11 protein-coding genes and 2 pseudogenes are annotated in these 23580 nt (G+C 68.8%); 7 read left to right on the top strand and 6 right to left on the bottom strand.

Annotation, left to right across the window (positions count from 1 at the left end; translation table 11 throughout):
• Positions 1-3: 3 nt before the first annotated feature.
• The 3 genes and pseudogenes from ACHMXA_RS24035 to ACHMXA_RS24025 form a co-directional block, all read left to right on the top strand.
• A pseudogene (locus ACHMXA_RS24035) lies at positions 4-7728 on the top strand (amino acid adenylation domain-containing protein); the annotation flags it as partial.
• Positions 7646-9625 carry a condensation domain-containing protein gene (locus ACHMXA_RS24030; protein ID WP_395321360.1) on the top strand — a complete coding sequence of 660 codons (1980 nt, stop codon included), beginning with the start codon at positions 7646-7648 and terminating at the stop codon, positions 9623-9625. The pseudogene ACHMXA_RS24035 and the gene ACHMXA_RS24030, both read left to right, overlap by 83 nt.
• Positions 9625-10455, top strand: a complete 831-nt coding sequence (locus ACHMXA_RS24025) for an alpha/beta fold hydrolase (RefSeq protein WP_395316563.1) — start codon at positions 9625-9627, stop codon at positions 10453-10455. The genes ACHMXA_RS24030 and ACHMXA_RS24025 overlap by 1 nt, the downstream gene beginning before the upstream one ends.
• 75 nt (positions 10456-10530) lie before the next feature.
• On the opposite strand, the gene ACHMXA_RS24020 is transcribed toward ACHMXA_RS24025, so the two are convergent.
• The 4 genes from ACHMXA_RS24020 to fhuF all read right to left on the bottom strand — a co-directional run bounded on the left by ACHMXA_RS24020 (position 10531) and on the right by fhuF (position 15677).
• Positions 10531-12672 (bottom strand): TonB-dependent siderophore receptor, encoded by a 2142-nt coding sequence (locus ACHMXA_RS24020; RefSeq protein WP_395316562.1) that lies wholly within the window; start codon positions 12670-12672, stop codon positions 10531-10533.
• A 200-nt stretch (positions 12673-12872) separates the two neighbouring features.
• Positions 12873-13883, bottom strand: coding sequence for a GNAT family N-acetyltransferase (locus tag ACHMXA_RS24015; RefSeq protein WP_395316561.1), 1011 nt, complete (start codon positions 13881-13883; stop codon positions 12873-12875).
• Positions 13884-13989: 106 nt separating this feature from the next.
• Positions 13990-14817: a N(5)-hydroxyornithine transformylase PvdF gene (locus ACHMXA_RS24010; RefSeq protein WP_395316560.1), complete on the bottom strand. Its 828-nt coding sequence runs from the start codon at positions 14815-14817 to the stop codon at positions 13990-13992.
• Positions 14818-14888: 71 nt separating this feature from the next.
• Positions 14889-15677, bottom strand: a complete 789-nt coding sequence (gene fhuF, locus ACHMXA_RS24005; protein WP_395316559.1) for a siderophore-iron reductase FhuF — start codon at positions 15675-15677, stop codon at positions 14889-14891.
• A 203-nt stretch (positions 15678-15880) separates the two neighbouring features.
• Between fhuF and ACHMXA_RS24000 the strand changes: the two genes are divergently transcribed.
• The 4 genes from ACHMXA_RS24000 to ACHMXA_RS23985 are packed head-to-tail and all read left to right on the top strand — an operon-like array spanning position 15881 to position 21694.
• A complete protein-coding gene (locus ACHMXA_RS24000; RefSeq protein WP_395316558.1) occupies positions 15881-17590 on the top strand; it encodes a cyclic peptide export ABC transporter in 1710 nt (569 codons plus the stop codon).
• 53 nt (positions 17591-17643) lie between these two features.
• Positions 17644-18945 (top strand): lysine N(6)-hydroxylase/L-ornithine N(5)-oxygenase family protein, encoded by a 1302-nt coding sequence (locus ACHMXA_RS23995; RefSeq protein ID WP_395316557.1) that lies wholly within the window; start codon positions 17644-17646, stop codon positions 18943-18945.
• Between the two features lie 31 nt (positions 18946-18976).
• Positions 18977-19216 carry a DUF4880 domain-containing protein gene (locus ACHMXA_RS23990; protein WP_395316556.1) on the top strand — a complete coding sequence of 80 codons (240 nt, stop codon included), beginning with the start codon at positions 18977-18979 and terminating at the stop codon, positions 19214-19216.
• Positions 19217-19249: 33 nt separating this feature from the next.
• On the top strand, positions 19250-21694 hold the full coding sequence (locus tag ACHMXA_RS23985) for a penicillin acylase family protein (protein WP_395316555.1): 2445 nt from the start codon (positions 19250-19252) through the stop codon (positions 21692-21694).
• Between the two features lie 28 nt (positions 21695-21722).
• On the opposite strand, the pseudogene ACHMXA_RS23980 reads toward ACHMXA_RS23985, so the two are convergent.
• Positions 21723-23151: pseudogene (locus ACHMXA_RS23980) on the bottom strand (FAD-binding oxidoreductase).
• A complete protein-coding gene (locus tag ACHMXA_RS23975) occupies positions 23148-23555 on the bottom strand; it encodes a DUF2069 domain-containing protein (protein WP_395316554.1) in 408 nt (135 codons plus the stop codon). The pseudogene ACHMXA_RS23980 and the gene ACHMXA_RS23975 overlap by 4 nt, the downstream one beginning before the upstream one ends.
• Between the last annotated feature and the right edge of the window lie 25 nt (positions 23556-23580).

Here is a 23580-nt window from a genome sequence, read left to right as displayed (position 1 = left end):
TTGATGAACGAGACCACGAAGTTGCCGCGCGAAGCGGAGCCTGAAGCCATAGCCGCATGCACGGTGCCCGGGGAGGCGGTGGCAATGTCCTTTGCGCAGCAGCAACTCTGGTTTCTGCAGAACCTCGAGCCGCGGTTGACGGCCTACAACCTGCCGCGCGTCTTCCGCCTCGAGGGTGCGCTCGATGCCGATGCGCTGGAGCGCGCATTCCAGGCGCTGGTCGAGCGGCATGCGGTGCTGCGCACGCGCTTCTTCAACCGGGACGGCGCGGCGCTGCAGGCCGTGCAGGAACAGGTCGCCTTCGGCATCGAGCGCATCGACCTGCGGGACCAATCGCCCGCGGCGCGCGAAGAAAAGCTGCAGGACGCGGTGCGCCGTACGGTCTCGCATGTCTTCGACCTGGGCGTGGCGCCGGCGCTGGTGGCGCGGCTGGTCAGGCTTGGGGAGCGGGAGCATGTACTGGCCGTCTGCCTGCATCACATCGTGTCCGACGCATGGTCGAATCCGATCCTTGCGAAGGACCTGGCCGATGCCTATGCGGCCGCACTGCGCCGGGCCGGCGCGGTGCGCCTGCCCGCACTGCCGCTGCAATACGTCGACTACGCACGCTGGCAGCGCGAGCGCGCGGCATCCGGCGCGATGCAGCGCGACCTGGACCACTGGAACGCGCACCTGGGCGCCGACGTGCCGGCGCTCGAAATGCCGACCGACCATGCCCGGCCCGAACAGCTGGGCTTCGACGGCGCGGTGGCGCAGTTCACGCTCGATGCATCGCTGGGCGAGGCCCTCCAGAAGCTTTGCCGCGCCGAACGCAGCACACCCTTCGTGGTGTTGTTCGCCGCCTGGCAGGTGCTGCTGGCGCGCTACAGCGGCCAGTACGACTTCGCGGTGGGCGTGCCTTCGGCGGGGCGGCACCGCGAAGAGCTGCACGGCATGCTGGGCTTCTTCGTCACGACGCAGGTCTTCCGTGCGCGGCTGACGCCCCGGATGTCGTTGCGCGACGTGTGCCGGCAGGTGCGCACCGACCTGCTGGCCGCGCTGGACCATGCCGACCTGCCGTTCGACGTGTTGCTCGCGAGCCGCAACGACCGGCGCGAACCGGGGCGCAGCCCGTTGTTCCAGGTCATGTTCGGCCTGCAGATGGAAGACGGCACGGCGGGGCCCGACTTCGAGGGGCTGCAGGTCGAGCAGTTGTCCGCGCCCGACCGCAGCGCCAAGTTCGAACTCTCGCTCGACCTCAACATCGGCGGCGGGCAGGTGCGCGGCCGCCTCGAATACAACACCGCGCTGTACGGGCAGGCCACCATCGAGCGGATGGTGGGCGCCTATGTCGAAGTGCTGCGGCACATGGCGGCCGATGTCGAGCGCCCCTGCGGCAGCTTCGCGCTGACCGGTGCCCTCGACCGGCAGCGGCTCGCGCTGTGGGAAGGCGACGCGCGGCAACATCACGAGGTCGAGCCGATCCACCGTCTCTTCGAGCGCCACGTGGCCAAGCGGCCCGACGCGGCGGCACTGTCTTTCGGCGAGCAGGTGCTGAGCTACGGCGAACTGAACGCGCGGGCCAACCAGCTTGCGCACCACCTGCTGGCGCGGGGCGTGAAGCCCGAGACGCTGGTCGGCGTGGCGGTGGAACGTTCGGCCGACATGGTGGTCGGGCTGCTCGCCATCCTGAAGGCCGGCGCGGCGTACCTGCCGCTGGACCCCGACTATCCGCGGGACCGGCTGGCCTACATGATCGAAGACAGCGGCATCGCGCTGCTGCTCACCCAGCATGCGGTGCGCGAGAAGGTGCCGGCGGCGGACGCCGTGGCGGTGCTCGAACTCGACACGCTCGACCTGTCGGGCGAGCCCGCACACGACCCGCGCATCGCCGTGGGCCTGGAGAACCTGGCCTACGTGATCTACACCTCGGGCTCGACGGGGCGGCCCAAGGGCGCGCAGCTATGCCACCGCAACGTGACGCGGCTGCTGGCCGCCACCGACGCGTGGTTCGGCTTCGGACCCGGCGACGTGTGGACGATGTTCCATTCATACGCCTTCGATTTCTCTGTATGGGAAATCTTCGGCGCGCTGTGCACCGGCGGCAAGCTGGTGGTGGTGCCGTTCTGGGTCAGCCGCTCGCCGGAAGACTTCCTGTCGCTGCTCACGCGTGAACGCGTGACGGTGCTGAACCAGACGCCCTCGGCGTTCGGGCAGCTCGCGCGGTTGCCGACGCTGGCCGGTACGCCGCTTGCATTGCGCTGCGTGATCTTCGGCGGCGAGGCGTTGGAGCCCGAGACGCTGCGTTCGTGGATGGACCGTTTCGGCGACGAACAGCCGAGGCTCATCAACATGTACGGCATCACGGAAACGACCGTCCATGTGACCTACCGGCCGATCACGCGGCGCGACCTCGAAGGCGGACGCAGCCCCATCGGCGCGCCGATTCCCGACCTGGGACTGCGCGTGCTGGACGGCGAGCTGAACGCCGCCCCCATCGGCGTGCCCGGCGAGCTGTATGTGGCGGGCGAGGGCCTGGCGCGCGGCTACCTGGGACGACCTGGCCTGAGCGCCGAGCGCTTCGTTGCCGATCCGTTCGACGCGAAGGGCGGCGCGCGGCTGTACCGCACGGGCGACCTGGCGCGCTGGAACGATGCGGGGCAGCTCGAATACCTGGGCCGCATCGACCACCAGGTGAAGGTTCGCGGCTTTCGCATCGAACTCGGCGAGATCGAGGCGCAATTGCTCGCGCAGCCGGAGGTGCGCGAGGCGGTGGTGGTGGCCAGGGACGGCCCCGGCGGCGCGTGGTTGGCAGGCTATGTGTCGGCCAAGGCCGGGCACGACCTGGCGCCGGACGGGCTGCGCGAGCGACTCGGCCTGCAACTGCCCGACTACATGGTGCCCAGCGTCATCGTGGCGCTGGAGGCGCTGCCGCTGAATGCCAACGGCAAGGTCGACCGCAAGGCCTTGCCCGAACCCGCATTCGTGGCCAGCGCCGCGTACGAGGCGCCGCAGGGCGAAACCGAAACGGTGCTGGCCGCCATCTGGGCGCAGGTGCTGGGCGTCGGGCGCGTGGGCCGCAATGACAACTTCTTCGAGCTTGGCGGCCATTCGCTGCTGGCCCTCGGCCTACTGGAGCGCATTCGCGCGCATGGCTGGGCGGTGCAGGTGCGCACGCTGTTCCAGTGGCCGCAGCTGGCGCGCTTTGCGCAGGCGGTCGAGCAGGAGCAATTGCAGGCGCGGCGCGAGGTGGTCGTGCCGCCCAACGGCATACCCGAAGGCTGCGAGGCGATCCAGCCGGAGATGGTGACGCTGATGACGCTCGACGCCGCGCAGATCCGGCGCATCGAAGCCGCGGTGCCCGGCGGCGCGGCGAACATCCAGGACATCTATCCGCTGGTGTCGCTGCAGGAAGGCATGCTCTTTCACCATCTGCTGCAGACCGAAGGCGATGCCTACGTGACATCGAGCGCGCTGAACTTCGACAGCCGCGAACGGCTGGAGCGCTTCATCGACAGCTTCAACCAGGTGATTGCGCGGCACGACATCTTGCGCACCGCAATCCTGTGGGAAGAGCTGGCCGAGCCGGTGCAGGTGGTGTTCCGGCATGCCCCGCTGCGGCTGCGCTGGCTGGACGACGTGGCGCCGCCTGAGGGGGCTTGCGCCTCGCTCGGCGCAACCGAGCGGATGAACCTCTACGCGGCACCCGGGCGCTACCGCATCGACGTGCGGCAGGCACCGATGGTCCATGCCATCGCGGTGCACGACCCCGCGCGGCAGCGCTGGCTGCTGCAGCTTTTCAATCACCACCTCGTGGACGACAACACCACGCTGAAACTGGTGGTCGAAGAGATCGCGCTGATCCAGCAGGGCCGCCAGGGCGAGCTGCCCGAGCCCGTGCCGTTTCGCCGCTTTGTGGGGCAGGCCAGACTGGGTACCAGCCGGACCGAGCACGAGGCCTTCTTCGGCAAGCTGCTGGGCGACGTGCAGGAGACCACGGCACCGTTCAACCTGCTCGACGTGCGGGGCGACGGCACGGATGTCGAAGGCGTGCGGCTGCCGCTGGAGCCGGCGCTGTCGGCGCAGGTGCGGCAGCAGGCACAGCGCCACGGCGTCAGCGCCGCGACGCTGTTCCACCTGGCCTGGGCGCTGGTGGCCGCCCGGACAGCGGGCAAGGACGACGTGGTGTTCGGCACCGTGCTGTTCGGGCGCATGCAGGGGGGCGAACGTGCGCTGGGCCTGTTCATCAACACGCTGCCGCTGCGCATCCGGCTGGGCGCGCAAACGGTCGAGGAATGCCTGCGCCAGACGCACACTGTACTCAGCGGCCTGCTGCACCACGAACACGCCAGCCTTTCGCTGGCGCAGCGCTGCAGCGGGCTCTCGGGCGGTGCGCCGCTGTTTACCTCGCTGCTGAACTGCCGCCACGCGGGACGCAGCGACCAGGCGCCATCGGACGCCTGGCTCGGCATGGAAGACGTCGGAAGCCGCGAGCGCAGCAACTACCCGGTCGCGGTGTCGGTGGACGACGTGGGCGACGGTTTCGAGATCGGCGCGCAGGTCACGGCGGCGGTGGGCGCGCTGCGCCTGTGCGGCCTCATGGAGGAGGCGATTCGCGGGCTGGTGACGGCACTGGCCACGCGTCCCGGCACACGCATGCGCGCGCTGGACCTGATGCCTCCGGTGGAAGAGGCACTGCTGCGTGCCTGGGGCGTGAACCCGCCCGGCGCGTCGGCCGTGCCATCGGATGTGCGCGCGGTGCATCGGCGCTTCGAAGCCCGGGCACAGGCGCAGCCCGATGCGGTGGCCGTCATCTTCGGCGAAGAGGCCATGAGCTATGGCACGCTGAACGCGCGTACCAACCGCCTTGCGCACCGGCTGATCGCGCTGGGCGTGAAGCCCGAAGCACGGGTGGGCATTGCGCTGGAGCGCTCCTTCGAAATGGTGGTGGCCATCCTGGCGGTGCTGAAGGCCGGCGGCGCCTACGTGCCGATGGACCCGGAGTACCCGGCCGAACGGCTGGCCTACATGGTGCGGGACAGCGGCATCGAGTTGCTGCTGACCAGCGAAAGCCTGGCCGGCCGCATGCCGCGCCCCGAGGGCGACAACACCGTGCTGTGCATAGACCGCGAAGACCTGTCGGGCCAGCGCGGCGACAACCCCGGCGTTGCGCTGCACGACCACAGCCTGGCCTACGTGATCTACACCTCGGGCTCCACCGGCAAGCCCAAGGGCGTGAGCGTGATGCACGGCCCGTTCGACATGCATTGCCGCGACACGGCCGTGCTCTACGAGATGGGGCCGCATTCGCGCGAGCTGCACTTTCTGTCCTTCGCCTTCGACGGTGCGCACGAGCGGCTGCACACCGCGCTCGGCTGCGGCGCCAGCCTGGTGGTGCGCGACGGTTCGCTCTGGACGCCCGAGCAGACGCTGGCCGCCATGCAGCGGCACGGCGTGACCAATGCGGGCTTTCCGCCGGTGTACCTGCGCGAGCTGGCCAACGAGGCGCGCGACAGCGGGCAGTGCCCGCCCATTCACCTGTATTCGTTCGGCGGCGAAGCGATGCCGCGCGAAGGCTTCGAGGCGGTGTGCCGCTACCTGAAGCCGAAGATCCTCATCAATGGCTACGGCCCGACCGAAGCGGTGGTGACGCCGATGCTCTGGAGGGTGGGCGCCGACGAACGTTGCGCGCCAGGCTATGCGCCCATCGGCCGGCCGGTGGGCGAGCGCAGCGCCTACGTGCTGGATGCCGACATGAACCTCGTGCCGCGCGGCGTGCCGGGGGAGTTGTACCTGGGCGGCGCGGGCCTGGCGCGGGGCTACCTGCACCGGGCCGGCCTCACGGCCGAGCGCTTCGTGGCCGACCCGTTCGGCGCACCGGGCAGCCGCCTGTACCGCACGGGCGACCTCGTGCAATGGAGCAGCGATGGCCAGCTGGAGTACCTGGGGCGCATCGACCACCAGGTGAAGGTGCGTGGCTTTCGCATCGAACTCGGCGAGATCGAGGCCCAGTTGCTACGGCAGCCCGGCGTTCGCCAGGCGGTGGTGGTGGCGCTCGAGGGGCAGGGCGGCGCACGGCTCGTGGGCTATGTCGGCGCGGCCGAAGCGCTGGAGGTGCCGCGCCTCAAGCAGGCGCTGGGCGAAGTGCTGCCCGACTACATGGTGCCCGGCACCATCGTCTTGCTGGACAAGCTGCCGCTCAACGCCAACGGCAAGATCGACCGCAAGGCGCTGCCTGCGCCGGACATTGCCAGTGCCGAAGCTGCCTATGAGGCACCGCAGGGCGAGGCCGAAGCGGCGCTGGCGCAAAGCTGGGTCGAGGTGCTGGGCGTGGCGCGGGTGGGCCGGCAAGACAACTTCTTCGAGCTCGGCGGCGATTCGATCCTGAGCCTGCAGATCGTCGCGCGCATGCGCAAGGCGGGCTGGCGCATCACGCCCAAGCAGTTGTTCGAGCGGCAGACGGTGGCACTGCTGGCCACGGTTGTGCAGGCGGTGAACAACGAGGCGAAGCGCCGCACGAGCCTGCTCGACGGCGAGGTGCCGCTGCTGCCGATCCAGTCCGATTTTCTCGGCGCCGGACTGCCCGTGCCCGGCCACTGGAACCAGTCGGTGCTGCTGCAGCCGCGCACGCCGGTCGAACTGGCGGCGCTGCGCAAGGCACTGGAAGCCGTGGTGGCGCACCACGACGCCTTCAGGCTGCGCTTCAGCCGCGATGCGCAGGGCCGCTGGACGCAACGCTACGGCGCCACGCCGCGCCATCCCATGCACGAGCTGCTCTGGGTGCGGCAGGCGCGCGACGCCGCGCACATCGAGGCACTGTGCGACGAAGCCCAGCGCAGCCTGGACATCAAACAGGGCCCGCTGCTGCGCGCACTGGCGATCGAGGTCGACGACGGCAGCCAGCGGCTGCTGCTCGCGATCCATCACCTGGCGGTGGACGGCGTGTCGTGGCGCATCCTGCTCGAAGACCTGGGCACCGCCTGTGCGCAGGCGCTGCGGGGCGAGGCCATCGTGCTGCCCGAAAAAACCAGCAGCTACAAGGACTGGTCGCAGGCCTTACAGGACCATGCCTTGCAACTGGCGCAAGACGAACGCGAGCGCGCGCACTGGCAGTCGCTGGCCGGCGTGCCGGTGCGACTGCCGTGCGACCGCCCGGCGGGCGCGGCCACCACGGCCGAACAGGACAGCGTGGTGCTGCAGCTCGACAAGGCCACCACCGAAGCCCTGCTGAAGGACGCGCCAGCCGCCTACCGCACGCAGGTCAACGACATCCTGCTGACCGCGCTGGGCCGTGCGCTCTGCGCCTGGAGCGGGAACGAGCGCATTCTGGTCGACCTTGAAGGGCATGGCCGCGAAGACCTGTTCGAAGGCATCGACCTGACGCGCACCGTGGGCTGGTTCACCCATATGTTCCCGGTGGCGCTGGCGCCGCTGGGCGAGCCGGGCGCGGCGCTCATGCGGGTGAAGGAAAGCCTGCGCAACCTGCCGGGCAAGGGGCTGGGCTTCGGCCTGCTGCGCCAGCGCGGCGACCTGGGGGGCGCCACTGCCGCATGGCGCGCAGGTGGTCTTCAATTACCTGGGCCAGTTCGACGGCAACTTCGACGAGCAGGCGCTGTGGCTGCCGGCGGCCGAAGGCACCGGCGCCTCGGTGGACGAAGGCGCGCCCATGGGGCACGAGTTTCTGGTGAACGGCCAGGTGTACGCAGGCGAGTTCACGCTGCGCGTGATGTACAGCCGCGCCCGCCATGACGCGGCCAGCGTGCAGGGCTGGGTCGATCTTTTCAGGCAGGAGCTGCTGGCGCTGGTGGCGCACTGCACCAGCGGACTGGCGGATGCGCAGGGCGTCACGCCGAGCGACTTTCCGCTGGCGGGGCTCGGGGCCGAGGCGCTTGGCGCGCTGGTCTCGCGCCTGCCCGGGGCCGCCGCGCAGATCGAGAACATCTACCCGCTCACGCCGGGCCAGCAGGGCATGCTGTTCGAAAGCAGCCTGGCGCCGGACACGGAGGTCAACGTCGTGCAGACGCTGGTGACCATGGTGGACTTCGATCCGGCGCGCCTGCAGTCGGCCTGGCAATCCACCGTGTCGCGCCATGACGCGCTGCGCAGCGGCTTCCACTGGCTGCCGGAAGGCGAGCCCGTGCAGGTGCTGCTGCGGCAGCTCGACGCGCCGGTGCGCTTGCTCGACTGGCGTGGCCGGCACCGCGACGAAGCAGCGCTGGAACAGGCGTGGGAGGCACTGTGCGAACAGGAACGCCGCGTCGGGTTCGACATGGCGCGGCCGCCGCTGGCACGCTGGGTGGCGGTGCGCGTGGACGACACAATCTACCGGCTGGCCTGGACCTGGCACCACATCCTGTTCGACGGCTGGAGTGTCTCGCGCGTGATGGGCGAACTGTTCGCGCTGTACGCGGGGCAACGGGTCGCGTCCGCCTTGCAGCCCTATGCCGACTTTGTCGGTGCCGTGCGCGGTGGGCGCAACGCCGGCAGCGAGGAGCAGGCCTACTGGCGCGACCGCCATGCCGACATCGACCGGGTGCCGACGCTGCTCGCCGGCGTGCCGCTGCAGCGCTGGGCGCGGGGCGGAAGCCACAGCCACAGGGTGGTGCTCGACACCGGCACCACCCGCGCACTGCGTGCGCTGGCGCAGGCCGAGCAGGTCACGCTGAACACGGTGTTGCAGGCCGCATGGGCACTGCTGCTGATGCAGCGTACCGGCCGGCCGGGCGTGTGCTTCGGCGTCACGATGTCGGGCCGCTCGTTCGAGATGCGCGGCATCGACGACGTGGTGGGGCTGTGCGTGAACAGCCTGCCGCTCATGCTGCGCCCCGACGCTGCGATGGGCGTGGGTGCCTGGCTGCGGCAGATCGTTTCGGCCAACCTGGCGCTGCGCCAGCGCGAGCACGCGCCGTTGCCTGTCGTGCAGGGCTGGCTCGGCACGCCGGGGCAATCGCTGTACGACACGCTGGTGATCTTCGAGAACTACCCGGTGGACGCGGCGATCTCGGGCGGCACGGGGCCTGATATCGGCATCCGGGCCTCGACGAGCAGCGGAACGCTGGGCGTGCCGCTGGTGCTGATCGTCGAGCCGAACGGTGAGGAGATGTGGCTGCTCCTCGAATACGCGCGCGACGTGTTCGACCCCCAAGGCGTGGCCGGGCTGGCCGCGCAGATGGAAGGCATCGTCAAGGCCCTGCTGAACGGCGCGGGCCGCACGGTGGCGTCGCTGCTGGAAGCCACGGCGCCCCTTGGCGTGCAGGCCGCGTTGATGAAGCAAGCCTCGCGGACCTCTCCGCCGCGCAAGGCATTGCCGCCGGCACCGATGCTCGCGGCGCTGGCCGATGCGTGGCGCGGTGTGCTCGCGGCGCCGCAAGAGCAAGAGCAAGAGCAAGAGCGAGGACAGGCCGCATGGACACCGTGCCCCAACTTCTTCGAACTGGGAGGCGATTCGCTGCTGGCCGCGCGGCTGGTCGCGCAGTGGAACGCGCGGGTGGATCGCGGGGATCTTCCCGCAAGAAAGATGCGCCTGGCGGAAGTGTTCGAACACCCCGTGCTCGACGACCTGGCGGCCGCCCTGTGGGTGCCGGCCGGCCGTGCAGATCCGCACGCGCGCCATGCGCCCGCGGCCACCCTCGAGGAGACCCTTTGATGACGACGACGCAACCCGTTCTTGACCAACCCGCAACGGCCGCCTCCGCGCCGGTCGTGCTGTATGCATTTCCCGCACGGGCCTGGAAGCGCGACGAGTACGCCGCGCTGCAAGACTCCGCGGTGGCGCCGTCGCTCGTCGTGCTCAGCGAGCCCGACGGCGAGGCCACATGGGCCGGCGATTCGGTGGAAGCCATGGCCGACCGCTACGCGCAGGCCATCGCATTGCATGCGCAGAAGACGAAGCCACGGCCGATCGCCTTGTTCGGATGGTCCGTGGGTGCGCTCGTGGCGCTAGAGGTCGCGCGCCTGCTGCGCGAGCGTTTCGACATCGCATGGGTCGGTGCGGTCGACATCGCGGCTTTTCCGCAGATGCGCGCGGCGCTGGCCGGTATACCGCCGCTCGAGGCCACGGAGCGCGAGGCGCTCGACGGCGTGCTGCAGGACTGGCTGGCACGCTCGGCCATGCGCGGTCTCTGGCAGCAAACGCTGGGCCGCATGGCACGCCCGCAGCACGACATGTTTCTACGCGAAGTGGTGCAGGCGTATGGCGCTGCGCTGCCCGCCGACGGGCCGGCGGCCGGCTCGCAGGAGCACACGCTCTGGAGCCGCGTCAACTGCATGCGGCTCGGCATTGCGCACGTGGCGGGCGACGACAAGCCGGCACCGGTGCGCTGGTGGATGTCGCAGGAAATGGCCGCGAGCCCGGGGGCGCGGACCGAAGGTGTCGAGGTGATCGCGGGCAGCGACCATGTCGGCGTGCTCGCCGATCGCGCGCTGCATGCGGCCGTGCAGCAAGCGCTGCAGGAAGCCGGCGCCCGTAGCCGCTAGCGCGAGCCTCTGGAAATGCAAAAGGCCACGGGGCGCCAGATTGGCGCCCCGTGGCCTTTTTGCGGATGCGTCAGATCAGAACTGATATTTGGCGCTCGCGAGCAGCGCGCGCTCGTTGCCCGGGTAGTAGCCGCCGTAGGCGCGCGACGCCGTGTACTTGCGGTTGGCCAGGTTGGTGGCGCTGAGCGCGAAACGCCACGGGCCGCGCTTGTAGTGCACGGTGGCGTCGATCAGCGTCACGCCGCCTTCGGCCGAGGTGTTGGCCTCGTTGTTGTAGCGGCGGCCGATGTAGCGCAGGCCACCGCCCACGCCAAAGCCGTTGTCCATCGTGTAGTCGAGCCACAGCGATGCATTCTGCTTGGGCACCTGGATGGGGGTGTTGCCGAGTTCGACGGTGTTGGCGCTCTCGGTGACCTTCATGTCGAGCCAGGTGTACGAGGCCGTGAGGTTCAGGTTGCGCGCAAGTTCGGTCTTGGCTTCGAGCTCGAGGCCGCGCGAGCGGATGCGGCCGATCTGGCGACCGATGCCGGTCTCCTGGTCGTAGGTCACCACGTTCGACTTGCGCAGGTCGAACACGGCGGCCGTGAACAGCGAGCGCGCGCCTTCGGGCTGGAACTTGACGCCGGCTTCCCATTGCTTGCCGCGGCTCGGGCGGAAGGGCTGGCTGTCGGCATCGACGCCGGCAGTCGGCAGGAACGACTCGCCGTAGCTGACGTAAGGCGCCCAGCCGTTGCCGAACAGGTAGGTCAGGCCGGCGCGGCCGCTGAACTTGTTGTCGGTCTGCCGGGTGAGCGTGTCGCCCAGGCGGTCATAGGTGACGGTCTTCACGTGGTCTTGCCGGCCGCTGAGCGTGACCACCCAGCGGTCGGCGATCTTGATCTGGTCTTGCAGGTAAACGCCGAGCTGCTCGGTGTTCTGCGTGAAATTCAGCGTGGCCTCGTTCGGTTCCGAGATGGGCAGGCCGTAGACCGGGAACAGCAGGTCGAGGTCGGGTGCCGGGCCGACGAACGAACGGGTCGACGTGTTGCTGCGGGTCCAGTCGATGCCGAAGAGCAGCGTGTGCTCGGCAATGCCGGTGCGAACGCGGCCCTGCAGGTTGGTGTCGACCGTGAGCTGGTTGGCGCGTTCGCCGTCGTACTTCGCGGTGCGCGAGCGGGTGCGGCCGTCGTCGAGCAGGCGCGAGATCATGTGGTGCTTGTCGGTGTCGAAACCGTTGTAGCGCAGGTTCTGGCGCACCGTCCACGCGTCGTTGATGTGATGCTCGAACAGGTAGCCGATCGCGTTCTGCTTCTGCTTGATCCAGCTGTAGCGCGGCTCGCCTTCCTTGACCCGCGTCGGGATGCCTTCGGGGCCGACCACATAGCCGGTGTCGTCGCCGGCCTTGGCCTGCAGGAATTCGGTCAGCAGCGTGAACGAGGTCGATGCCGAAGGCTGCCAGCGGAACGAGGGCGCCAGGTAGTCGCGCTTCACCTTGACGGCCGCGCCGTTCGGATAGCGCTCCTGGGTGTCGCTGTCGTGCGCCACGCCCACGAGGCGATAGCTCAGCGTGTCGCTGATCGCGCCGCCGAGGTCGACGGCCAATTGCTTGCGGTTGAAGCTGCCGAACTGCACTTCGACTTCGCGAATGGGCGTGGCACTGGGCATCTTGCTGACGCGGTTGACGACGCCGCCGGCATCGCTCTGGCCGAAGGTCACCGAGGCCGGGCCGCGCAGCAGCTCGACACGTTCCACGCCGTAGGGTTCGGTCAGCGAGTAGGGCTGCAGCAGCAGGCCGTCGCGGTACATGGCGTTGGTGGCGTCGAAACCGCGAATCAGCAGCCAGTCGATGCCGCGGGCGTCGTAGCCCCAGTTGCCGACCGCCACGCCCGGCGCATAGCGCACCGCTTCCATCATGTTCTGTGCGCCGCGCGCCTCGAGCTCGTCGCGGCCGATCACCGAAATGGACTGGGGCGTTTCGATCAGCGGGGTGTCTGTCTTCGTGCCCGTGGCGCTGCGGCGCGCCACATAGCCCTGCACGGGTCCGTTCGCGGTTTCCGCGACGGGCTCGTCCCGCACGGTCACGACCGGCAGCGTGCCGCTTGTCGCATCGGACGGTGCGGCGGCGGCCGACGGCCTGGGGGACTGCTGCCCCTGCGGCTGGGCGACGGCTTGGGCGGAAGCGGAAAGGCTCCAGAACGCTGCAGCGGTTCCAAAGGCGGCCGCAAGCGACGCGTTCAACAGACGCTGCCGAGGCAGGGGAAGAGGGCGCATGAAAAGGACTCCAAAATAGTTAGGCCGGCGGATTTTAATGAGAATGGTTCTTATTTTGATACTGCTGTTGCATCAAATAGTTGTGCATCGACCACAGAAATCCACGCTCTCGACCGCTATCTCGCGGCGCAACGCCGGCTTGCGGCGTGTTCACGACGGTTGTGCGCTCAGGCGCCGTGCGACGCCGGTTCCTGGGCCCGCGGCAGCCAGAGGGCGTCGCAGAAATAGTGCTCCCGCAGCATCACCACCAGTTGCGCGCGCTTGTGCGGGAGGTTGAATTCCTTGAGCTTGGCGTAGCCCGATTTGTCGAGGTTGCGGATCTGCTGCACGTGGTCGATGCGCGGCTCGCCCACGGCGCGCTGCGTGCGCGCATCGCACAGGAAGATGTAGTGCGAGATCGAGGTGAGCCACGCCGTGGCGTAGGCCTTGCCCCGGAACGCGGGATCGCCCACCAGCACGTGCCATCCGCGGTCGTAGTCCTGCGCGTCGTAGAACGGCGCAATGCGGCTTTCCTTGGCCCAGTACATCTCGAAGTAGGCGAAGGGTTCGCCGTCGAAGCTGGCGATCATCGAGTACATGTGCGGATCGCGGTCGATGGCCGTGAGGTAGGCGCGGTGCTTGTCGAGGTCGCCTTCTTCTTCCCAGATCTTCGCCACGTCGGGGTCGTTCATCCAGCGGTTGAACAGCGGCAGGTCGCGCTCGAAGTCGATGCTGCGAAAAGAAAAGGTCTTGCCGAGCCAGGGAATGAACCGCTGGTAGAGCGTGCCGCGCGGCTTGGGCGTGCGGCGCGGGTGGTACTTGCCGTGGGTCAGCACGAACTGCTGGGCCATGGGCGCGTGCACCTCGGGCAGCCAGAGCCTGGGCTGCTGCCACAGCAGTTCGCTGAAGGCGCGCGCGCTGCCGTCTTCCGCCGGCACCAGCACGCCGGCATGCGCCAGTTCATCGAAGCGGCCGGCGCCGGCGAGCGTGAGGGCCTTGCTGCCGGGGTGGTGCGCAAACGCGGCTTCGAGCGCGGCCAGCACGTGCGGCGTGGCGCTCGACGCCTCGCCCTCGATCTGTGCCAGCACCAGGCCTTCGCCGGTGCCGTCGAGCCTCCATTGCGACTGCGAGCCGCTCACGCGGTTGCGGACCATGAGGCCGCGGCCGTCGTACGCGACGTCGTGCGGTGCACCGTCCACGTAAGCGGTCAGCGCCTGGGGTGATCGGGTTCCGGAGGGGGGCCGGCGTGGGCTGCGTTGGGGCAAGCGTCATATGTCTCCTTGGGGTGAGCCGCGTCGGGCGGGCTCAGAGGTGAGGGGCCAGCAGGGCGAGGCCCTGGTGCATGGCGGGGAAGAGGCTGCGGTTGAAGTTGTTCCAGCGCAGCTCGAGAATCGAATCGTCCGGCCCGATGTCGGTGCCGAGCACGTCGAAGATGACCTCGCCCGAATCGATGCCGTTGTCGACGTAGTGCAGCGACGCGCCGGTCTTGACGACCGGCTTCGTGGCCACCGTGGCCATGCGCTGCCAGTCGACCACCTTCTCGCCCCGCGCGCCGTGCAGCGCATCGAGCGTGGCGTAGGCGCCGCGTCGCTGGAACGGCGACTCGAGGCGCGTGATGCCCGGATGGATGTTGACGATCCTGCGGTAGAAGCGGGCGCCGGGCCGCACCAGTTCATCGAGGATGACCAGCAGCCCGTCGAGCACCACTGCGTCGGCGCGCAATGTGAGCAGCTTGTCGAGCAGCGCGCGTTCGAAGGCGCTCTTGCCCGCCACGCGCTCGGTCGAATCCATCGGCAGGCGCCGGTACGACGAGGGCACCGGGTGCAGCATGTCTTTCAGCAGCCGGCCTTGCGCGCGCAGTTCGCCGGGAAAGATCCACTTGCGCCCGGGGTGCCATGCAAAGCCGTAGTCGGCCAGCGCGGCCTGGTCGCGCGGCGACTGCGGATCGTCGTCGTAGACGATGCCTTCGAGCGAGTACGCGTCGCCCAGCGGCGTGGTGTCGAGTGCCTCCGCGAGGTACTCGAGCGGCGACTTCATGTAGCGCGGCTCTCCCTTGTAGTCGATGTTCTGGCCCGCCTTGTCGGCGGCGGCATTTCTCAGCGAGAGGACGTAGACGAGCTTGGCCTTGGGCATGGAAGTGGAGGGTGTCGGCGTGGGATGAATGGTTCGGGTCTCCGAGGGAGACGAAATACCCGGCAATCTGTTCACCCGACCTCGGCCGCGTCTTCGTCTTCACCGTGGCCCCGGCGATGCTGCGGCGCCAGCGGGCAGGCGCCGCAATAGTCTTCGCCCGGCAGCAGGTGGTACAGGCAGCACTGCCGGTGCAGCTTCATTGCAACGGTGCGGCCTTCGTGGTGCCACGGCACTTCGCGCTGGCGTCCATGCAAAGGGTTGAGGCCGCCGGGGGCGTCCGGCCAGGCGGCGGCATGCAGCAGGTGGGCCTGGTCTTGCGCGATGGTGGCGGAGCCGCCGGTCAGCAGCAGGCCCTGCGCGAGGATGGGTTCGAGGCGGCGCGCCAGGTTGCCCCACAGGATCTTGGGTGCCAGCCGCGTGCGCCGTGCGAGCTCGGCAAAAAGCGGTGCGAGGTGGTGCCACAGCAAAGGCCCATAGCGCTGCTGGGTCGTTGCGCCATGCCGCGACTCGCCGAGCCCGGCGATGTGGAAGCTGACCGCATCGCCGTTGTCGTCGAACCGCACCCAGACCTGCCCGGCCGAGACCGGAAACACATGCTGCAGAACGCTTGCTCCCGCCACCACGGGCGGCAGCAGCACGTCGAGGTATCGAAGGCTCCACACGGAAGCGACAGCCCGCGGGTCGGCATCGGCATCGCCCCTGAAGCGCGCGTGCCGGCGCAGCACTTCACCCAGGCGTGGGCCCGGCTGCAGCAGGTCGGCCAGGCGCACGGCGTCGGCGGGAGGGGCTTGCGCGCACTGGAGCCCTTCGCCGAGCGGCGCCAGTTCGCCCCGGAAGATGGGCGCCAGCAGCGGGATCATGGGCCGGCTCGCAAGAGCGCAGCGAGGCGTCGCTCAGGGTGCATGCCTCCAAGACGCGCGAGCGGCCCGCATGTTCACCGGACACGCGTCGGAGGGCTCGCGCCGGCATCGCCATGAACATCGGCGGGGCCCGGTCGTCTATGCAAGGAGCGGCATCGCGCCGCATGAACGCAATCGCCCCGGCGGGCGGAAAGATTCCTTGCATGACATCTCCAAGTGACAACGGTGGCGGCGGTGGCAGCGGTAGCGGCAATGGCGCGGAAGTCGCGCGCCTGCTGAAACCCTTTCTTCCCTGGATCGTGCTGTCCATGGTCACGGGCGTCGGTGCGGGCGTGGCGACCGTCGCGCTGTTGCGCACCATCAACCAGGTGCTCAACCAGCAGGGCAGCATGGCCGGCGGACTGCTGCTGACCTTCATTGCGCTGTGCCTGATCGCGCTGTTCGGGCGCATGGCTTCCGACGTGTCGACCAACTTCGTAGGCCAGAAGCTGGTGGCCCAGGTGCGCAAGAGCCTGGCGCAGAAGATTCTTTCGGCCCCCATCGATGCCCTGGAGCGCTATCGCACGCATCGGCTCATGCCGGTGCTGTCGCAAGACGTGGACATGATCAGCGACGCTGCATTCGCGTTGTCGACCACGCTCATCGCGGTGGCTGTCGCGCTGGGCTGCCTGGCCTACCTGGCCTGGCTTTCGCTGCCGCTGTTCTGCCTGCTGCTGGTGGCGCTCATCATCGGTGCCTCCTTCCAGATGATCGCGCAGAACCGCGCCAACATCGGCTTCTGGAAGGCACGCGAGCATGAAGATCAGCTGCACAAGGCCTACCGAGCCATCAGCGAGGGCGCAAAGGAGTTGCGCATGCACCGCGAGCGCCGGGTCGGCATGTTCGACGGGCAGATCGAACGCATCGTCGACAGCATCCGTACCGTGAACAGCCGCGCCATCAACACCTTCGTGATGGCCACGTCTTTCGGCTCGGCGCTGTTCTTCCTGTTGATCGCGCTGATCCTCGGTTGGGCCGCATTCCGCACCACCGAGCCCGCGGTGCTGAGCGGCTTCGTGCTGGTGCTGCTGTTCCTGCGCGGGCCCATCGACCAGATTGCCGGGACGCTGCCGCACATGGCGCGTGCCAAGGTGGCCTTCCTGCGCATTGCCGACCTCTCGGCGCGTTTTGCCAGCCCCGAGCCCCACCTGCACCTGGAGCGCGCGGGCGGCCCGCAGACGCTGTCCGATGGCATTGGCATGCAGGGCGTGCGCTACGCCTTCGAGGCGCCCGACGGTGGCGAGCCCTTCGTGCTCGGGCCCATCGACCTGCAGCTGCGCCGCGGCGAGATGGTGTTCGTGGTGGGCGACAACGGCTCCGGCAAGACGACGCTCGTCAAGCTGCTGCTGGGGCTGTATGCGCCGCAGCATGGAGAGGTGCTGCGCGACGGCGCCATCGTCACGCCCGAACTTCGCGATGACTACCGGCAGCTCTTCACCACGGTGTTCTCCGACTTCTACCTGTTCGAGAACCTCGTCGCGAACGAGAAAGGCGAGGCGGGCACGCACGCATTGCCGCAAGCCGCGCTGCCTTACCTGCAGCGCCTGGAGATCGCCCACAAGGTGAGCATCAAGGACGGCTCGTTCAGCACGGTCGATCTGTCGACCGGGCAGCGCAAGCGCCTGGCCCTGGTGCATGCCTATCTCGAGGGCCGGCCGGTGCTGGTGTTCGACGAATGGGCCGCCGACCAGGATCCGACCTTCCGCCATCTCTTTTACACGGAACTGCTTCCCGAGTTGCGTGCGCGGGGCCACCTGCTGGTGGTGATCTCTCATGACGACCGCTACTTCCACCTGGCCGACCGCGTGATCACCATGAAGGCCGGACGCATCGAGGAAGACCGGGCGCGCGCACCGCACGGCCTGGCCGCCTGAGGGACGCCTGTCCGCCCGCATCCAACACACAGAGCACAGAGGAGTTGACATCCATGCAGCACATCCATGACCTGATCGGGATCGGCTTCGGCCCGTCGAACGTCGCGCTGGCCATCGCACTCGACGAGAAGCGCCACGGCACCAAGCCGCTGGACGCCCTGTTCATCGAGCGGCAGGCCGGTTTTGCCTGGCATCCGCACATGCTGCTGGACCAGGCGCACATGCAGATCTCGTTCCTCAAGGACCTGGCGACGCTGCGCAACCCGACCAGCCGCTTCACCTTCGTTAACTACCTGTACGAGAAGGGGAGGCTGACGGACTTCATCAACCTCAAGAGCTTCTTCCCGAGCCGCCACGAGTTCAACGACTACCTGGGCTGGGCAGCGAGCCAGTTCGAGGACGCCTGCCGCTACGGCGAGGAAGTGTTCGAGGTGCTGCCCGAGAAGCAGGGCGGCGAGGTGCCGCTGCTGCGCGTGCGCTCGCGCGACGGAAGCGGCCGGGTGCAGGAGCGGCTCGCGCGCAATCTGGTGGTCGGCATCGGCGGCGTGCCCAACATTCCCGAGGCTTTCCGCGGGCTGCGCGACGACGCGCGCGTCTTCCATTCGAGCAGCTACCTGAAGGACATGGCGGGGCATCCGCAGGCCCGCAGGGTGGCCGTCGTGGGCGCGGGCCAGAGCGCGGCGGAGATCTTCATGGACCTGCAGGGCCGCCCGGGTGCGCCGCAGGTCGACCTGATCATGCGCGCGCGTTCCATCCGGCCTTCGGACGACAGCCCGTTCGTGAACGAGGTGTTCAACGCCGACTACACCGACTACATGTACAGCCGCGATAGCGACGAGCGCGCCGCATTGCTCGACGAGTTCTCGCAGACCAACTACGCGGTGGCGGACCTCGACCTGATCCAGCAGATCTACAAGGTCTTCTACGACCAGAAGGTGGCGCGCGGAACCCGCCTGCGCATGCTGCGCCAGCATGAGGTGCGCTCGGTACGCGCCTCCGCGGACGGGGTCCACCTGACGCTGCTCGACCGCGACCTGCAGCGCGAGAGCACCGTGCGCTACGACGCGGTGGTGCTGGCCACCGGCTACGCGCGCGACCACCACAAGGACTTGCTGCTGCCGCTCGCCCCCTACCTCGGCGACTACGAGGTCGATCGCTACTACCGCCTGAAGGCATCGCCCGACTTCCATCCGGGCATTTACCTGCAGGGCGCGTGCGAAGACAGCCACGGCCTGAGCGACACGCTGCTTTCGGTCACTTCCGTGCGTACCGGGGAAATCGGCAACGCGCTGCTTGCCGCCCAATCGCGCACGCGCAACACCGCGCGGGACGACGCCCAGGCGGTCCGGGTCTAGCCGGCCGCGGACGAGGCGGCCGACGATGGCGATGGTCGAGAGGACCCCGGCTTGCACGAAGACGGCTGTCGACACCGCATGGGCGCTTTTTTGCCGGCTGCACGACACGCCCTCGCGCGACCACGCCGACCAGCTCATCCGCTGGTTGGGCGAAGACCCCCGCCACGTGCGTGCGTTCGACGAGGCGCTCACGCTGTGGGCGCTGGCGGGCGCTGCCCTGGTCAAGCCCGTGCTCGAAGAGGGGCAGCGCTGCGGCCCTGACCTGCAATAGACGGCCGTCGAGCCATTGGAACCACTGAACGACATGAACGACTTTTTCTTGTTTCGCGCCCTCACGTGGAATCGCCTTGTGGCCGCCGTCGCGCTCGCGTGTGCAGCCTTCGGCGCCGCTCCTGCTTGGGCTCGGCGCGACACGCCAGCTGCCCCGATCGAGATCCGCCGCACCGCCGACGGCATTCCCCATGTGCGCGCCAGCAGCTGGCGCGGGCTGGGCATCGGCTATGGCCAGGCGCAGGCCGAAGACGCGCTGTGCACGCTGGCCGATGCCTTCGTCACCTACAGCGGGCAGCGCTCCCTGTACTTCGGTGCCGAAGGGAAGCCGCAGACGCGCTCCACCTTCGGCGAGCCCGCCAATCTCGACCTGGACTTCTTCTTCAAGGCATTTGCTGGCCCCGAGGCGGTCGAGGCCCTGAGGCGCGAGCAGCCGGCCGAACTCAACGAACTCATAGCCGGCTATGCGGAAGGCTACAACCGCCACGTGCGGGCACTGCAGGCGCAGCACGACAAGCCTGGCCATGGCGCGGCGCACGCGTGTGCCGGCGCGCCGTGGGTGCGAACCATCGGGCCTGAAGACATCTACCGGCGGATGATCGCCGCCGGGCTGGCGGGCGGGTACACGCACTTCGTCTCCGAGATCGTGAACGCAAAACCCGCGGCGGCTGCACCGCCCGCACCGGCGGACAAGCTCTCGCTGTCGTTGCGGCTCGAGATCCCGGTGGGCGACGCAAGGGGCATCGGCAGCAACGTGCTGGCGTTCGGCCAGGCGGCCACCGGCGAGCGCGGCACCAGCGTGCTGTTCGGCAACCCGCACTGGTACTGGGGCGGGCCCGACCGCTTCTACCAGGCGCATCTCACACTGCCGGGAAAGCTCGACGTAGCGGGCGTGTCCTTCCTGGGCATCCCGGTCATCATGATCGGCTTCAACAACGACGTGGCCTGGAGCCACACGGTGTCCGCCGCGCGGCGCTTCGGGCTGTTCGACCTGACGCTGGATCCGGCCGACGCCACGCGCTACCTCGTCGACGGCCGTTCCGAGCCCATGCAGGCCCAGGCGCTGGCCGTGGCGGTGCGCCGGCCCGACGGCACGGTGGACCTGGCGCGCCGTACGCTCTACCGCACGCGCTTCGGACCGGTGGTCGACCTCGGCGCGCGAAACCCCGCGCTGGCGTGGAGCGCACACAAGGCGCTGGCGATGCGCGACATCAACGCCGACAACCTGCGCATCTTCCGCAACTTCTTTCGCTGGGACCAGGCACGTTCGCTCGACGAGTTCATCGGCATCCAGCGGGAGGAGACGGCGATGCCGTGGGTCAACACCGTGGCCATCGGGCGCGGTGACGGCCGGGCCTGGTATGCGGACATCGGCGCGGTACCCGGCGTGCCAGACGACCTGCGTTCGGCCTGCGCAACGCCGTTGTCGAAGGCCTTTGCCGCATTCGATGCGGACACGCCCGTGCTCGACGGCAGTCGTTCGGCCTGCGAATGGCAGTCCGCGAAGAACGCGGTGCAGTCCGGTGCGCTGGTGGCGCAGCGCATGCCCAGCCTGCTGCGCGAGGACTATGTCGCCAACATGAACGACAGCCACTGGCTGGCAAACCCGGCGCAGCCCTTGACGGGCTTCGCGTCGGTCCTCGGCAGCGAGGGCGAGGCACTGTCGATGCGCGGACGCGAAGGGCATCGCATCGCGGGCGAACTCGCTGCGGCGGGCTCGACTTCCGCCGGGGAACTGGCCAGCCGGGTGATGCGGAAGACGCTGGAAGCACGCTCCTATACCGCCGACAGGTTCAAGCCCGCGTTGCTCGATGGCGCCTGCGCGGCAGGCCAGGTCGAACTGGCGGCCGAAAACGCAACGGCAAGGACGCGAACGGTCGACATCCGCCAGGCCTGCGAAGTGCTGCGGCGTTGGCAGAACCGCGCCGGCGCTGGCGACCGGGGCGCGCTGCTGTGGGACGCCTTCTGGACCCGGGTGCTGGAGATCCCCGCCAAGGAGCTCTACGCGCAACCGTTCTCGGCAGCGGAGCCCTTGCAGACACCCTCGGGCATCAATGCCGCGGACCCGCGCGTGGCGCGGGCGCTGGTGGGGGCCGTGGAAGACATGGCGCGCAAGGGATGGCCACTGGACACGCCGCTAGGCGAACGCCGCTTCGTCCGCAGCGAGGGCCGCGAGGTGCCGCTCTTCGGCGGCTGCGATGCCGAAGGCTATTTCACGGTGGCCTGTGCCAACGGGGGCGACTACACCATGGGCAATCGCTCGCATGGCAATACCTATCTGCAGGTCGTGTACTTCGACCGGCGCGGCGTGCAGGCGCGCACGCTGCTCGCCCACGGCGAGCGCGAAACCGCAGTGACCGGCGGCGAAGGCCTTGCCTCCGTGGCGCGCTACGCGAAAAAGGACTGGCTGCGCTTTCCGTTCCGGGAGGAGGACATCGCACGCGATCCGCAATTGCGGCGCGTGATCGTTCGTCCCTGAGCCAGCCGTTCGGCGGTGGGCCGATGCCTTAGACCCGGATCACCCGCCCCGGATTCAGGATGTTCTTCGGATCAAGCCCCCGCTTGATCGCCCGCATCATCTCCAGCGCCACCGGCGACTTGTGCTTCTCGAGCTTGTCGACCTTGAGCGAGCCGACGCCGTGCTCGGCCGAGAACGAGCCGCCGAACTTCTCGACGGCGTCATACACCAGCGTGTTGATGCGCTCTTCCTCGTTCTTCAGGAAGGCCTTGGTATCGACGTTCTCCGGCGCCTGCACGTTGTAGTGCAGGTTGCCGTCGCCCAGGTGGCCGAAGTTGACCAGCCGCACGCCGGCGATCTCGCGCGCCAGCAGCGCGTCGGTCTCCTGAACGAAGGCAGGAATGCGCGAGACGGGGATCGAGATGTCGTGCTTGATGTTCAGGCCTTCCTCGGCCTGTGCGAGCGGAATGCTCTCGCGGATGTGCCACAGCTGATGCGCCTGCGTGAGGTTCTCGGCAACCACCGCGTCGGTCACGCAGCCGTCTTCGAAGGCGGTTTCGAGCAGCGCCTCGAAGCGTGCGCGGGCGTGGTCTTCGGATTCGCTGTCGGAGTTCTCCAGCAGAACGCAGTAGGGCACTGCCTCATCGCCGATGAAAGGCACGCGCAGCTGGGGCATGTGCTTGTCGACCAGGCTCAGCGCGAACTTGCCCATCACCTCGAAGCCGGTGAGGCCCGAGCCCAGGTGCCTGTGGGCGAGGCCCAACAGGGTCACCGCATGGTCGAGCGATGGCACCGCGGCCCAGGCGGTGAGCTGCGCGGCGGGCAGCGGGTAGAGCTTCATGGTCGCCGCGGTGATGATGCCCAGCGTGCCCTCGCTGCCGACGAAGAGGTCGCGCAGGTCGTAGCCGGTGTTGTCCTTGCGCAGGCCGCTGGTGCCTTCCCAGATCTCGCCCTGCGGCGTGACCACCTCGAGGCCCAGGCACAGCTCGCGCGCTGTTGCCGTAGCGCACGACCTGCGTGCCGCCCGCGTTGGTGGCGAGGTTGCCGCCGATGGTGCAGCTGCCCTCGGCCGCGAGGCTCAGCGGGAACAGGTAGCCGGCTTGCTCGGCCGTCTCCTGCAGCGTTTGAAGAATGCAGCCGGCTTCGACCGTCATCGTGAGATTGGCAGCGTCGATCGTGCGGATCGCGTTCAGCCGCTGCAGGCTCAGCACCACCTGCGTGCCGCTGTCGTCCGGAATGGAGCCGACCGCGAGGCCGGTGTTGCCGCCCTGCGGAATCACCGCCGTGCCGGCCGCGGCGCAGGCCTTGACCACATCGGCCACTTGTTGCGTATTGGCTGGCCGCACCACGGCCAGCGACTTGCCGCGCGAGCGCTTGCGCCAGTCCTGCTCGTAGGCGGTGAGGTCGCCCTCGTTCAGCACATGCGATGCGCCGACGATGGCGCGCAGTTGTTCGATCAGGTCGGTGGAAGAAGTCATTGGGCGGAAGCCTCCAGTTGGCGGGCAGCGTTCTTGGCGTGGCGCAGGCGAAGCCGCACATGCCAGGCGCAGGCGGCGAAGAGCACGAGGCACAGCAGCACCTCGACGAGCGCGAGCACCTGGCTCACGCCGCTGGTGTCGCTCCAGGCGCGCACCACGCCCTCGGTGAAATAGAGCCAGATCATCAGGCTGACCCAGCGGTAGGTGTACATGCGGTTCTTCCACAGGCCCGCGAGCGGAACGACCAGCGGCAGCACCTTCAGAGCCATCAGCGAACCGCCGGGCCGCAGAGGCGCAAGCCACAGTTCCCAGGCCAGGCCCAGCACGATCAGGCCGACGACGCTGCCCACGGCGGCCCAGCGGGTGGCGCGGACGGAAGATGGAGTAAGCGGGTTGTCGGACACGGTGGGCGGCGGGCGCTGCGAAAAG

It is taken from the genome of Variovorax sp. UC74_104 (assembly GCF_044055375.1).
In the GTDB taxonomy this organism is placed as follows: Bacteria; Pseudomonadota; Gammaproteobacteria; order Burkholderiales; family Burkholderiaceae_C; genus Variovorax.
The sequence above is the reverse complement of the archived record's forward strand: the minus strand, read 5'-3'. Positions and strand labels throughout refer to the sequence as shown.

What these genes read in the sequence shown, in the direction of transcription:
- ACHMXA_RS24030 (WP_395321360.1), top strand. Translation starts at nt 7,646, where the DNA reads ATGGGGCACGAGTTTCTGGTGAACGGCCAGGTGTACGCAGGCGAGTTC.
- ACHMXA_RS24025 (WP_395316563.1), top strand. Translation starts at nt 9,625, where the DNA reads ATGACGACGACGCAACCCGTTCTTGACCAACCCGCAACGGCCGCCTCC.
- ACHMXA_RS24010 (WP_395316560.1), bottom strand. Translation starts at nt 14,817, where the DNA reads ATGCCCAAGGCCAAGCTCGTCTACGTCCTCTCGCTGAGAAATGCCGCC.
- fhuF (WP_395316559.1), bottom strand. Translation starts at nt 15,677, where the DNA reads ATGATCCCGCTGCTGGCGCCCATCTTCCGGGGCGAACTGGCGCCGCTC.
- ACHMXA_RS24000 (WP_395316558.1), top strand. Translation starts at nt 15,881, where the DNA reads ATGACATCTCCAAGTGACAACGGTGGCGGCGGTGGCAGCGGTAGCGGC.
- ACHMXA_RS23995 (WP_395316557.1), top strand. Translation starts at nt 17,644, where the DNA reads ATGCAGCACATCCATGACCTGATCGGGATCGGCTTCGGCCCGTCGAAC.
- ACHMXA_RS23990 (WP_395316556.1), top strand. Translation starts at nt 18,977, where the DNA reads ATGGTCGAGAGGACCCCGGCTTGCACGAAGACGGCTGTCGACACCGCA.
- ACHMXA_RS23985 (WP_395316555.1), top strand. Translation starts at nt 19,250, where the DNA reads ATGAACGACTTTTTCTTGTTTCGCGCCCTCACGTGGAATCGCCTTGTG.